We start from the raw sequence: 12,030 nt of genomic DNA on the forward strand, positions 1-12,030 counted from the left end.
GCCTCCGCAACGCCGAGAGTCACTGCCCGCGTCGCCCCTCACCCCGACCCTCTCCCCGCAAGAGCGGGGCGAGGGAGCCCGCTGTGCCTCGCGGATGGGTCGCCTCAACATACGGGAGCCAGCGCATCAAAACTGCCAGTTCGCCGGCACCCAGGCGTAGCCAGCTTCGGTTTTCAGCATTCGGCCGAGGCCTGGAAACGGGTAGTGAAAGCCCAGCACCAGTAGCTTGTCGGCTGCGGCGCGGTCGAAGATTCGGCGGCGGGACTGCAACGCGGTCTCCTGATCGCGGTCGGGACCCGGTCGCCACGGCCGATCAACGTTGATGATCGGGTGGTAAGCGAGGTCGGCGGTGAGCAGGAGCTCGTCCGATCCGGAGTGCACCAGGAACGCCGCCATGCCGGGCGTATGGCCGACCGCCGGCAGCGTCGCGAGGCCCGGCACGATCTCGGCGCCGGCGCGGTACAGCACGACATCGGACGCGACCGGCTCGACGCTGCGCTTGACCGCCGCGGCGAAGCGGCGGCGAAATTCGTCGCTGACGGGCAAATACGATAGGTCGGGCTCGCCGCGGACGAAGAACTCCCAGTCGGCTTCCGGCACATAGACGGTCGCGCGCGGAAAGGCCTTGCCGCCCTCGGCGTTGCACAGATTGCCGACATGATCGGGATGAGTGTGCGAGATCACCACGGTGTCGATGTCGTCGGGTTGCAGCCCGATCGCCGCAAGGTTCGCAAATAACCGGCCGCCGTTCGGGCCCATCGTCTGCGCAGCGCCGGCTTCGATCAGGATGCGACGGCCGCCGGTCTCGATCAGCAGGGTGTTGAGGTTGAGCGTCATCGTATCGGTCGGCAGGAACGCCTGTCGCAGCACGTCGCGTAGTTCGGCCTCGGGTGCGTCGTTGGCATAGACGCTGGGCGGACCGCTGAGCAGGCCGTCGCTCAGCACGGTCGCCTGGATGTCACCGACATGGAAGCGATAGGCGGCGGCGTTGCGGACCATCGGCGGCGCCTTGGCGCAGGTGGCGCCGCTGATCTGCAGCGCCGGGCCGGCCGCAGCCGCCAGCATCAGGCGCCGTCGGCTGATCGCGAATTTGGTCATGCGGGTCCTTTTCTTTCTTCGCCCGGCATCGGCAATGCAGCCGGCTGGATGTAAGCCGGCACCCGTCTTGCAGAAGGCGGAGCTTGCGAATAATCGTTTTCCTTCTGGCGAATAACGCGAGCGGGGACCGAGCTTGCCGTCCGACGAGAACCTCTACGGCGTCGATCTCAATCTGCTGGTGGTGCTGCGGACCCTTCTGGAGACGCGCAGCGTCACTAAGACCGCGCAGCAGAGCGGGATGAGTCAGCCCGCGGTGAGCCGGGCGCTCGCCAGGCTGCGCGAACTGTTCGGCGACGCCTTGCTGGTCAAAGCCGGCACCGTGATGCGGCCGACGGCGCGCGGCAGCCAGTTGCTCGAGCCGGTGCAGAAGGCGCTCGCCGGTGTCGCCGACGTGCTGGCGGCGCGGCCTGCGTTTGATCCGGCGCGCTCCGAGCGGGTGTTCAGGATCGCCACCACCGACTACGGCGCAACCGTGATCTTGCCGCGGCTCGCCGGCCTGATCGGGGCCGAGGCGCCAAAGGCGAGTGTCGAGATCGTTCCGGTCGGCGGCCAGACCTTCAAGGATCTCGGCGAGACCAATGTCGACTTGGCACTGTACAGCGATAATCCCGTGCCGCCGCATCTGCACACCCGCGATCTGTTTCGCGAGACGTTCGCTTGCCTGCTGCGCGCCGGCCATCCGGCGCTGGGCGGTGCGGAGCGGGGCCGCCTCACGCTGGCGGACTACGTCGCGGCCTCGCACATCCTGGTGTCGATCGTTGGTGGCGGCCCGGGCACGGTGGACAATGCCCTCGCGCTGATCGGCCGGTCGCGACACATCGCCGTGCGGATCCCGTATTTCGCGACGGCGGCGCTGGTAGCGGCGAGTTCGGATCTGGTGCTGACGATTCCGCGCCGCGCCGCTGAGAATTTTTCCGATGACAGCAGGCTGCGCGTGGTCGAGCCGCCGCTCGAGTTGCCGAACTTCGGCTATCGCATGGTTTGGCACGAGCGGGTTCACGCCGAGCCCGATCACGCCTGGCTGCGGCGGCAGATCCTGAGGGCCGTCCGGTTGGAGGAGACGACCTAAACCGGCCGCACGACTTGCGTTCGCGGCGGTTCTGGCTTCTCTGATGATTGAGACAGCCCGATCGGCGAGCCATGCCGATCCCAATGCCTACGGTGAACATGTCCGGTGAAGACGATCTGATCGCCCGTTACTTCAAGCCGCTGGCGACCGATCCGGGGGCGCGGGGGCTGGTGGATGATGCGGCGGTGCTGGCGGCATCCGGCAGCGATCTGGTGCTGACCACCGACGCGATTGTCGAGGGCGTGCATTATCTGCCCGATGATCCGCCGGCGGCGATCGCCCGCAAGGCGCTGCGGGTCAATCTGTCCGATCTCGCCGCCAAGGGGGCGACGCCGGCCGGCTTCCTGCTGACGCTGGCGCTGCGCAACGCCGACGAGTCGTTCCTTGCCCCCTTTGCCGAGGCGCTCGGTCAGGACGCCGCTGCCTATGGCTGTCCGTTGCTCGGCGGCGACACCGTCTCGACCCCGGGGCCGATGATGATCTCGGTCACTGCACTCGGCCGCGTGCCGGCCGGCGCGATGGTCCGGCGCGATGCGCTGCGGCCGGGCGACACCATCGTGGTCACGGGCACGATCGGCGATGCCGCGCTGGGGCTCGATCTGCTGCTCGGGCGAACGACGGCGACCACCGCGCGGGATCGCGACTTCTTGATCGGGCGCTACCGCGAGCCGCAGCCCCGCTCGGCACTCGCCGAGACGGTGCGTCGGCACGCTCGGGCCGCGATGGATATCTCCGACGGCCTCGCCGGCGACCTTGCCAAGATGTGCGCCGCGTCCGGCGTCACCGCCACGCTCGAGGCCGCTGCCGTCCCGCTGTCATCCGCGGCGCGTACAATGATCGGCAACGGTGCTGCTGCACTGCAACGCATTCTCAGCGGTGGCGATGATTACGAACTACTTTGCGGCATCGCGGCGGATCAGCTCGACGCATTTCTTGCTGCGGCGCAGCGATCAGCAGTTCCGGCTGCGGTGATCGGCACTGCAGCAGACGGAACTGCTGCACCGCGATGGCTCGATGCGAATGGTTGTGAAGTCTCGCTGACAGCTTTGTCTTACAGTCATTTCTGATGCTTAGTGACAGGTAATCGCCGGCCTCAGGATCATCTGGAATTGGTCCGAGGCTGCGGGAAAAGCCCACGTTAGTCCCTTCGCAGCGATTGCGGAGCACCCGTGATTGCGGCAAGGTTCGCCCCGATTTGAGGCTGCCCCGGGAAGAGGGCAGGCCATCTTGTTGCGCGCCCGCATCGCTCCCGCGATGCAGGCACGGGGGTGAAACTCGGGACTGAGGCATCAGGGAATGACAGCATTGTGGGTGATCGTGCTCTGCGGAGCGCTTTCGATCGTATACGCTATCTGGGCGACCTCGTCGGTGCTCGCGGCCGATCAGGGCAACGCGCGGATGCAGGAAATCGCGGGCGCGGTGCGCGAAGGCGCGCAGGCCTATCTGAAGCGGCAGTACATGACGATCGGCATCGTCGGCATCGTCATCTTCGCGCTGCTCGCTTACTTCCTGGGCATCCTGGTGGCGATCGGTTTCGCGATCGGTGCGATCCTGTCCGGCGCCGCCGGCTTCATCGGCATGAACGTGTCGGTCCGCGCCAACGTCCGCACCGCCCAGGCGGCGACCACCTCGCTCGCTGGCGGCCTCGAACTCGCGTTCAAGGCCGGCGCGATCACCGGTCTTCTCGTCGCCGGTCTCGCGCTGCTCGGCGTCACCTTGTACTTCATCTACCTGATCCACTTCGCCGGGCTTGCGCCGCGCGACCGCACCGTGATCGACGCGCTGGTGGCGCTCGGCTTCGGCGCCTCGCTGATCTCGATCTTCGCCCGTCTCGGCGGCGGCATCTTCACGAAGGGTGCGGATGTCGGCGGCGACCTCGTCGGCAAGGTCGAGGCCGGCATCCCGGAAGACGATCCGCGCAACCCTGCGACGATCGCCGACAACGTCGGCGACAATGTCGGTGACTGCGCCGGCATGGCGGCCGACCTGTTCGAAACCTATGCGGTGACCGCGGTCGCCACCATGGTGCTGGCCGCGATCTTCTTCGGATCGGCCACGCCGGAACAGCTGCAAAGCGTGATGACGCTGCCGCTGGCCATCGGCGGCATCTGCATCCTGACCTCGATCGCCGGCACCTTCTTCGTCAAGCTCGGCGCCTCGCAGTCGATCATGGGCGCGCTGTACAAGGGCCTGATCGCCACCGGCGCGCTGTCGCTGGTCGGCGTCGGCGCGGTGATCTTCGCGCTGGTCGGCTTCGGGCAGCTTCCCGGCGTCAGCTACAGCGGCCTGTCGCTGTTCCTGTGCGGCGTGGTCGGTCTCGCCGTCACCGGCCTGATCATCTGGATCACCGAATACTACACCGGCACCGACTATCGGCCGGTGAAGTCGATCGCCCAGGCCTCCGTCACCGGTCACGGCACCAACGTCATCCAGGGCCTCGCCATCTCGATGGAAGCCACCGCGCTGCCGGCGCTGGTGATCATCGCCGGCATCCTGGTGACCTACAGCCTCGCGGGTCTGTTCGGCATTGCGATCGCCACCACCACGATGCTGTCGCTCGCCGGCATGATCGTGGCGCTCGACGCCTTCGGTCCGGTCACCGACAACGCCGGCGGCATCGCCGAAATGGCCGGCCTGCCGAAGGAAGTCCGCAAGTCGACCGACGCGCTCGACGCCGTCGGCAACACCACCAAGGCGGTCACCAAGGGCTATGCGATCGGCTCCGCCGGTCTCGGCGCGCTGGTGCTGTTCGCGGCCTACAATGAAGATCTCAAATTCTTCATTGCGCAGAAGTCGCCATACTTCGTCGGCGTCGCGCCGGACTTCTCGCTGAACAACCCCTACGTCGTGGTTGGCCTGTTGTTCGGCGGCCTGTTGCCGTATCTGTTCGGCGCGATGGGCATGACCGCGGTCGGCCGCGCCGCCGGCGCGATCGTCGAGGAAGTGCGCCGCCAGTTCCGCGAGAAGCCGGGTATCATGCAGGGTACCGACAAGCCGGACTACGGCCGTGCCGTCGACCTGCTGACCAAGGCGGCGATCAAGGAGATGATCATCCCGTCACTGCTGCCGGTGCTGTCGCCCATCGTGGTGTACTTCGTGATCTACGCGATCGCGGGCGGCGGAGCGGCCGGCAAGTCGGCGGCGTTCTCGGCGGTCGGCGCGATGCTGCTCGGCGTCATCGTCACCGGACTGTTCGTCGCGATCTCGATGACCTCGGGCGGCGGCGCCTGGGACAATGCCAAGAAGTACATCGAGGACGGCCACCACGGCGGCAAGGGCTCCGACGCCCACAAGGCGGCGGTGACCGGCGACACCGTCGGCGATCCCTACAAGGACACGGCGGGCCCCGCCGTGAACCCGATGATCAAGATCACCAACATCGTCGCGCTCTTGCTGCTGGCGATCCTGGCGCACTGACGCGGCGGAGAAGCTGGTCTGAATGAAGCCCCGCGGTGCGAGCCGCGGGGTTTTTGTTTGGTCTGCGGTGCCCACCCGCGATAGACTAAGTTATTGCCGATAAGTCCGGCCCATATTTCAGTGGGCAGATCGACCAAGTTTTTTCGATGTAGGAGCATTCTATGAATGTATTCGGCGCATTCACCTTCGGCGCGCTTATCAAGACATTTCTCCCTGGGTTTGTTTGGCTGGCTGCCATTGTTCTCGGGGAAACACAACTCGCGCCTTGGTTCGGTTGGCCATCATGGGGCAACTACGTCATCGCCGCCAACAACCAGACGCTCGCGACCGTGTTAGCGGTGCCACTCTCAATCCTGCTCGGGCTCGGGTCGAATATCTTGGTCTTCATGGGAATTAACGATCGTCTGGTGCGCAAACCCATGCGCATGACCAAAGAGCCGTTGTTCGAACTCTACGATGAGTTATCTGCCTTGCTGCGGGCCAGATGCTGGTCTGCAATCAATTGCATCGATGCTTCACATGCTGGCGCTTTCAGGGACAGTATCGACCCGGAGCAACTGCTGCTGCACAGGGTCGGCGTCAACACGATCGGGTATGTTCGCGAGCAATATTGGTTTCATTTGGAATTTCAGATGAACCTTTGGTTGTCGATAACGATCTTTTCCGCGGCATTTTGCGGCTATTTGATCGGGTCACATGCACCGACTCGTGCCATTGTGATCGTCGGCTTCTACGCTGGCGCGAGCTGGGTTCTCATTTCAGCCGCACGCAAGAACTACTGTCGTCACACCGAAAAGATGGCTAGCATGATGGCAGCCGTACTGGCCGGAACCGACAAGGATCCGACACCCGCACCGCGGGGCTGGTTCACGCCGGAGGTCGTATCTAAGTTCAACAAGCACGCCTAGGCCAATGCAATGAAAGCATTTTTCTTCGACCTCGACGGCACGCTGACGAACTCGCGGGAGGGGTTGCACGACTCATTTCGCGCTGCGCTCACGGCGATCGGCGTCGCGCCGCTCGCTGAGGCAGAACTTGATCTCTTCCTCGGCACGCCGCTCCCCGAGATGTTCCGTACCTTGAAGCCGGAGATCAGATCGAACGAGATCGCCGCCGGCATCGATGCTTTCCGCGACTACTACGAAGCGCACGGTATCCGTCAGAACGAGGCTTATCCTGGAGTGCGGGAGATGCTGCAGGCGCTCAGTAGCAAGGTCATTCCGGTCTGGGTCGTCACCTCTAAGCCGCAGTCCTATGCCGAGCGCGTGGTCCGCGATCTCGGCTTCGCCGATCTCGTGACCGACGTTGTCGGCGCGGGACTCGAAGAGTTGGACACCAAGACCGACCTGGTGAGGCGCGCGCTGGACGAGGCAGGCGTTTCGCCAGAAGATGCTGTGATGGTCGGAGACCGACGTTACGATATCGAAGGCGCCAAAGCCAACGGTGTCATCGCTGTCGGCGTGGCCTGGGGCTACGGGACTCGGGAAGAACTGAGGTCCGCTGGCTGCGATTATCTGGTCGATTCGGTCAAGGAATTCTGTCACCTCTTCATTGATCAGTCCGTGGTGCTCAGCACCAGGACCGCCGCTGCGGCCTGCTGAGTCGGATCGCGCGTCCGAAGCAACCGCCTCCACCACGTGGTGAATGGCACGTGGGCGGCCGCAATTGAACCTCTCGGAACCCGGCGCGTTAGCGGTGGCCAACTTTCGAGAGGATGATCAGATGAGCGGCGTGAGCGGAATCAAAGAGCACATGGAAGTCATCGGCGCCGACGGCGTACATGTCGGCACCGTCGACAAGGTCGAGGGCGACCGCATCAAGCTGACCAAGAAGGACAGCGGCGAGGGTAGCCACAAGGGCCATCATCACTTCATCGACGGCGGCCTGGTGGCCGAGGTTGAAGGTGACAAGGTGCGGCTGTCGGCCAATGCCAATGTGGCGGTGTCGATGGAGCAGGAGAAGTAGGCGGCGGTTGTTTGTGGCCGGCAAGGCCGATACGCCATCAAAGCCCCGCGGCCAAAGCCGCGGGGTTTGTCATTTCGAAGCCGGGCCACGGGACGCGGCACGCCCTTGCGCGGCGGCACGAACCGTGGATGTGTGGCTCGTCCTTCGAGGCGTCCGGTCTCGCTCGGCAAGCGAAGCCGGACGCCTCGGGATGAGGCCGTGCTTGAGGCATGGCCAGCCAACCGGCGCGAAACGTCTGTAAGGAGCCTCCAATGTCGCTGTCATCCGCCAAGAACTACGCGCTGCGCGCCGCCAAAGCGCAGGATCAGAAGGAGGCGATCGAGCTGTTGTCGAAGGCGATTTTGGAGCTGGCGAGTTCGATCGAGACCACAGACGCCAAGATCAAGAAGATGAACAAAACGGGCTGAGCGATGACGGCCGCGATCCGCACCACGACGCTTGCCGCCAACGGCCTCAGCTTCGCCATCGATGAAGCCGGCGAGGGCGACACCATGGCGCTGCTGTTGCACGGCTTTCCTGAAGCGCGGCAGTCGTGGGCGCGGCAGCTGCCGTTTCTGGCCGGGCTCGGTTGGCATGCGGTGGCGCCGGATCTGCGCGGCTATGGCGGCTCGTCGCGGCCGACCGGGAAAGCGGCTTATCACCTCGATCATCTCACCGACGACGTCGCCGCATTGTTCGCGGCGCTCGGCGGCCGGCGCAGGATCCTGATCGGGCATGATTGGGGCGGGGTGATCGCGTGGCAGACGGCCCTGCGCGGCAAGGTCGCGCTCGACGGGCTGGTCATCCTCAACGCGCCGCATCCCGACGTGTTCGCCCGGGTGCTGGCGGACGGCTGGGCGCAGAAGCGCAAGTCCTGGTACGTGGCGTTCTTCCAGTTGCCGTGGCTGCCGGAATGGCTGATGACGCGCGAACTCGGCAAGCCGCTCGCGCAGATGTTTCGCCAGCACAGCGACAAGATCACCGACGCGCAGATCGAGATTTATCGCCGCAACGCGATCGCGCCAGGCGCGGCGACCGCGATGATCAATTACTACCGGGCCAACTTCCCGGTGCTAGAGCGCGGCGCCGGCACGCATGCGAAGTTGGCGGTGCCGACCTTGATGATCTGGGGCGAGGACGATCTCGCGCTCGGCATCGCGCTGACCCGCGGCAATGAACAGTACGTCGCCGACTTCACCCTGCGCACGCTGCCCGGCGTCTCGCATTGGGTGCAGCAGGACGCGCCGGACCGGGTGAACGAGCTGATTGCGGAATGGGCGCGGGCGAAACGGCTGGCGTGAAGCCGAGGCTGTTGCACGCTCAGATTCGCGAGTTGGACCCCGTCATTGTGAGCGTAGCGAAGCAATCCAGAGGCTTCGTGCACTGAGCTGGATTGCTTCGTCGCGGAGCCTGTGCTCGGAGGCGCGAAGCGCCGATCCGGGTGCTCCTCACAATGACGGCACGCGGAGCTTGCCCGTTGCGGGCAACGCCGAGCATCGCGTTCGTCGAACTCACCCCGGCTACTTCACCTCCATCTGCAATCCCTCGCGGTCGATGATGCCCTTGAACTTGGCGGTTTCGGCTTCGACGAACTGCTGGAATTGTTGCGGCGTGCCGTAGTCGGCGCGGGCGCCCATGGCGGCGATGTTCTTTTTGACGTCGTCGCGGGCGAGCACCAGCCTGATCTGCTGGTTAAGCGCCGTGACGATTTCGGGCGAGGCTCCCTTCGGCAGGAAGACGCCGAACCAGGACGACACGTCGAACTTGTCGAGCTCCGGCGCGCTTTCGCGCACGGTCGGGAGCTGCGGGGCCTGATCACTGCGCTCGGCCGCGGTGACGGCGAGGCCGGTCAGCTTGCCGTCCTGCACCTGGGGCAGGCTGGGATAGAGATTGTCGAACAGCACCTGGATGTCGCCGGCGAGCGCGGCCTGCAGCGCGGGGCCGGCGCCGCGGAACGGCACGTGCGTCATCTTCAGCCCGGTAAGCTGCAAGAACCAGGCGCCGGTGAGATGCGGGCTCTGGCCGACGCCCGACGATCCGTAGGTGAGCTTGTCGGGGTTGGCCTTGAGGAAGGCGATCAGTTCGGGAATCGACTTCAGGCCGGTCGTCGGATGCGCCGCCACGATGTTGGGGATCCGGATCATGTTGGACACCGGCAGCAACTGATCGGGCTTGTAGCTGAGGTTCTTGAAAATGCTGTAGGCGATCGCGTTCGGCCCGGGATTGCCGACCAGGATGGTGTGGCCGTCACCTTTCTGCCGCGCCGCCTCCGCCGTGCCGATCGTGCCGCCGCCGCCGGAGCGATTCTCCACCACGATCGATTGGCCCCACGACGCCTGCAATTGCTGGCCGAGCAGCCGGCCCATGACGTCGGTCGAGCCGCCGGCCGAGGCGGGCACGATGATCCGGATGGTTTCGGTAGGGCGCCAGTCGCCGAGCGCGCGGCGGGGCAGGATGGCGGCGGCGGACAGCGCGGCGGCTCCGCCGAGTAGACGGCGGCGCGAGAGGTGGGTCACGGCGTTGGCTCCCTGAGTTTGTATTTTCAGGAAGCGTAGAGGCGGAAGCGTGCACCGGCAAGCGCCGCCCGGTCGCGGCGCTCGCGCATGGTCCGTCGGGCAACCGGCGCCGTCAGCGGAAGCTGATCAGCCTGAACAGCGGCGCCAGATAGCTCATCTCCTGGCCGGAGGTCGGCGTGGTGCGGCTGATGAAGTCGAAGATCTTGCCGTCCTGCAGGCCGTAATTGGCGATGCGGCGGACCTGGCGGTTCTGGTCGAAATAGATCGCGATGACGCGCTGATCGACCACCTTCTGCGGCATGAACGCGACCGGTCGCTCGGAGCGCTGCGAAATGTAGTAGAACACTTCACCGTTCAGCGTGGCGACGGTGGAGGGGGTGCCCATCACGATCAGCACCTGGTCCTGGCTGGCGCCGATGGGAATCTGCTCGAGCGCGCCGGCCGGCAGGATGTAGCCCTTCTGGAATTGCTCCGAGGTGCAGGCCGACAGGCCGGCGCCGAGCAGTCCCAGCGCCAGCGCCGGACCGAGGCCACGACGGACCGCCGCGCGCAGGCCGCCGCGACGGCTTCGTTCGATCGAATGTCTCATCCGAAAGCAGGCTCCATCCCCTTGCATCGCGCAAGGCGTTGACGTACCGGGCAGGCATTCGGATTGCAATCCCGAAGGGCCCGCGTCAGGAACCCGCAATGATCTGGCCGTTCAACCACTTCCGTCCGCCCCGGACGCCGTCGCGCGGCACCATCGAGGCGATCTATGGCATGATCGTGGCGCAGGCGCGAGAACCGGCGTTTTACCAGCATTACGGCGTCGCCGACACGGTCAACGGTCGATTCGAGATGATCGTTGTCCATCTCTGGCTGGTGCTGCGACGGATTCGCGCGATTCAGGACGCCTCGACCTTCGCCCAGGCGCTGTTCGACTATTTCTGCAGCGATCTCGACGCCAATCTGCGCGAGCTCGGGGTCGGCGACCTGTCGGTCCCGAAGCGGATGCAGGCGTTCGGCGAAGCGTTTTACGGCCGCTCGGCGGCCTACGACCTGGCGATGACCGAAGGCGACGAGGCGCTGGCGATCGCGCTCAACCGGAACGTTCTCGACGGCGCCGATATTGAAAATGCGCGCCGGCTGGCCTCCTATGTCCGGCAGACGATCGACACGCTGGATGGCATCGAGCCCTCCAGATTGCGTGGCGGCGAGTTGCGGTTTGCCGCGCCGGCCGCCGCCTGAGACGAAGGACAGCGATATGAGCGGCGACAATCCCTGGCGCGAGCCGGTGGTGGTGATGCAGATTCCCGACACCGGTCTGCATCGGCAGATCGAGGCGGACGAGCCGGTGCGCGCCGCGCTGGCAACGCTCGGCGAACTGCGCGACGTCAGCTCGGCGAAAGCCAGCTTCGACCTGGTCCCGCTCAGCGGCGGGCGCGTGCATGTCACCGGGCGGGTGCAGGCGACGGTCGGGCAGGTCTGCGTGGTGACGCTCGATCCGATCGACAGTACGATCGACGAGGCGATCGATCTGATGTTCGTACCGCCGGAGCAGATTCGCGAATTGAGCGAGACCGTCGACGACGACGGCGAGCCCGATCCCGGCGATCCGCCAGAGGCCATCGACCGTGGCTCGATCGATCTCGGCAGGGTCGCGGCCGATGCGCTGTTTCTCGCCATCGACCCGTATCCCCGCAAGCCCGACGCGGTGTTCGAGCCGATCGTCGAGACCGGCGATCCGCAGGAGCACCCGTTCGCTGCGCTCGGCGCGCTGAAGGCGACCGGCAAGCCGGCGCGCAAACCGAAAGGCGATTAGCGCACGGTCGTGGGACTGGGGCCGCCGGATTGTGTCCGCGGCGGTGTTCTCCGCGTGCCGGAATGCGACTTAAATCTGCCCGGTCAAGATGTTGTATCGGAGCCGGGAACGGCTATTGTCCGGCCCGATCAGGCGTGCGGCGCTGCACGCCCAACTGCCTGGGCATCTCGTGCCTGAGGGCATTT

General features: G+C 65.5%; 13 protein-coding genes. 10 read left to right on the plus strand and 3 right to left on the minus strand.

The window, feature by feature from the left end:
* Nucleotides 1-126: 126 nt before the first annotated feature.
* A complete protein-coding gene (locus tag IP86_RS23655; protein ID WP_502694015.1) occupies nucleotides 127-1,065 on the minus strand; it encodes an MBL fold metallo-hydrolase in 939 nt (312 codons plus the stop codon).
* 166 nt (nucleotides 1,066-1,231) lie between these two features.
* On the opposite strand from IP86_RS23655, the gene IP86_RS23660 reads away from it, so the two are divergent.
* From IP86_RS23660 to IP86_RS23690, 8 genes are all read left to right on the plus strand, one after another.
* Nucleotides 1,232-2,167 carry a LysR family transcriptional regulator gene (locus IP86_RS23660; RefSeq protein ID WP_054164890.1) on the plus strand — a complete coding sequence of 312 codons (936 nt, stop codon included), beginning with the start codon at nucleotides 1,232-1,234 and terminating at the stop codon, nucleotides 2,165-2,167.
* 71 nt (nucleotides 2,168-2,238) lie between these two features.
* Nucleotides 2,239-3,234, plus strand: coding sequence for a thiamine-phosphate kinase (gene thiL, locus IP86_RS23665; protein ID WP_502694013.1), 996 nt, complete (start codon nucleotides 2,239-2,241; stop codon nucleotides 3,232-3,234).
* 229 nt (nucleotides 3,235-3,463) lie between these two features.
* The gene (locus IP86_RS23670) at nucleotides 3,464-5,584 is read left to right on the plus strand and encodes a sodium-translocating pyrophosphatase (RefSeq protein ID WP_054164892.1); all 2,121 of its coding nucleotides are present in this window, start codon (nucleotides 3,464-3,466) and stop codon (nucleotides 5,582-5,584) included.
* Between the two features lie 161 nt (nucleotides 5,585-5,745).
* Nucleotides 5,746-6,492 carry a hypothetical protein gene (locus IP86_RS23675; protein ID WP_054164893.1) on the plus strand — a complete coding sequence of 249 codons (747 nt, stop codon included), beginning with the start codon at nucleotides 5,746-5,748 and terminating at the stop codon, nucleotides 6,490-6,492.
* 9 nt (nucleotides 6,493-6,501) lie between these two features.
* Complete coding sequence (locus tag IP86_RS23680; RefSeq protein ID WP_054164894.1) at nucleotides 6,502-7,185, plus strand: HAD hydrolase-like protein; 684 nt, start codon at nucleotides 6,502-6,504, stop codon at nucleotides 7,183-7,185.
* A gap of 121 nt (nucleotides 7,186-7,306) precedes the next feature.
* The gene (locus IP86_RS23685) at nucleotides 7,307-7,549 is read left to right on the plus strand and encodes a DUF2171 domain-containing protein (protein ID WP_054164895.1); all 243 of its coding nucleotides are present in this window, start codon (nucleotides 7,307-7,309) and stop codon (nucleotides 7,547-7,549) included.
* Nucleotides 7,550-7,800: 251 nt separating this feature from the next.
* Nucleotides 7,801-7,956, plus strand: a complete 156-nt coding sequence (locus IP86_RS29175) for a hypothetical protein (RefSeq protein WP_197279965.1) — start codon at nucleotides 7,801-7,803, stop codon at nucleotides 7,954-7,956.
* A gap of 3 nt (nucleotides 7,957-7,959) precedes the next feature.
* Nucleotides 7,960-8,829, plus strand: a complete 870-nt coding sequence (locus IP86_RS23690) for an alpha/beta fold hydrolase (protein WP_054164896.1) — start codon at nucleotides 7,960-7,962, stop codon at nucleotides 8,827-8,829.
* Between the two features lie 219 nt (nucleotides 8,830-9,048).
* Here IP86_RS23690 and IP86_RS23695 read toward each other — a convergent pair whose 3' ends face one another.
* Together IP86_RS23695 and IP86_RS23700 are read right to left on the minus strand one after the other, a co-directional pair.
* A complete protein-coding gene (locus IP86_RS23695) occupies nucleotides 9,049-10,044 on the minus strand; it encodes a Bug family tripartite tricarboxylate transporter substrate binding protein (protein ID WP_054164897.1) in 996 nt (331 codons plus the stop codon).
* Nucleotides 10,045-10,156: 112 nt separating this feature from the next.
* The gene (locus IP86_RS23700; RefSeq protein WP_054164898.1) at nucleotides 10,157-10,633 is read right to left on the minus strand and encodes an outer membrane protein assembly factor BamE; all 477 of its coding nucleotides are present in this window, start codon (nucleotides 10,631-10,633) and stop codon (nucleotides 10,157-10,159) included.
* Between the two features lie 98 nt (nucleotides 10,634-10,731).
* Here IP86_RS23700 and IP86_RS23705 point away from each other — a divergent pair, with 98 nt between their 5' ends.
* Together IP86_RS23705 and IP86_RS23710 are read left to right on the plus strand one after the other, a co-directional pair.
* Nucleotides 10,732-11,271 (plus strand): ubiquinol-cytochrome C chaperone family protein, encoded by a 540-nt coding sequence (locus tag IP86_RS23705; protein ID WP_054164899.1) that lies wholly within the window; start codon nucleotides 10,732-10,734, stop codon nucleotides 11,269-11,271.
* Between the two features lie 16 nt (nucleotides 11,272-11,287).
* Entirely contained in the window at nucleotides 11,288-11,845 is a 558-nt protein-coding gene (locus IP86_RS23710) for a YceD family protein (RefSeq protein ID WP_054164950.1), read from the plus strand.
* Nucleotides 11,846-12,030 lie beyond the last annotated feature (185 nt).

The organism is Rhodopseudomonas sp. AAP120, from assembly GCF_001295845.1.
In the GTDB taxonomy this organism is placed as follows: Bacteria; Pseudomonadota; Alphaproteobacteria; order Rhizobiales; family Xanthobacteraceae; genus Rhodopseudomonas.

Coding starts and splice junctions, on each gene's coding strand:
- IP86_RS23710 (WP_054164950.1), top strand. CDS start 11,288: ATGAGCGGCGACAATCCCTGGCGCGAGCCGGTGGTGGTGATGCAGATT.
- IP86_RS23655 (WP_502694015.1), bottom strand. CDS start 1,065: ATGCTGGCGGCTGCGGCCGGCCCGGCGCTGCAGATCAGCGGCGCCACC.
- IP86_RS23685 (WP_054164895.1), top strand. CDS start 7,307: ATGAGCGGCGTGAGCGGAATCAAAGAGCACATGGAAGTCATCGGCGCC.
- thiL (WP_502694013.1), top strand. CDS start 2,239: ATGCCGATCCCAATGCCTACGGTGAACATGTCCGGTGAAGACGATCTG.
- IP86_RS23675 (WP_054164893.1), top strand. CDS start 5,746: ATGAATGTATTCGGCGCATTCACCTTCGGCGCGCTTATCAAGACATTT.
- IP86_RS23670 (WP_054164892.1), top strand. CDS start 3,464: ATGACAGCATTGTGGGTGATCGTGCTCTGCGGAGCGCTTTCGATCGTA.
- IP86_RS23705 (WP_054164899.1), top strand. CDS start 10,732: ATGATCTGGCCGTTCAACCACTTCCGTCCGCCCCGGACGCCGTCGCGC.
- IP86_RS23690 (WP_054164896.1), top strand. CDS start 7,960: ATGACGGCCGCGATCCGCACCACGACGCTTGCCGCCAACGGCCTCAGC.
- IP86_RS29175 (WP_197279965.1), top strand. CDS start 7,801: ATGTCGCTGTCATCCGCCAAGAACTACGCGCTGCGCGCCGCCAAAGCG.
- IP86_RS23700 (WP_054164898.1), bottom strand. CDS start 10,633: ATGAGACATTCGATCGAACGAAGCCGTCGCGGCGGCCTGCGCGCGGCG.
- IP86_RS23680 (WP_054164894.1), top strand. CDS start 6,502: ATGAAAGCATTTTTCTTCGACCTCGACGGCACGCTGACGAACTCGCGG.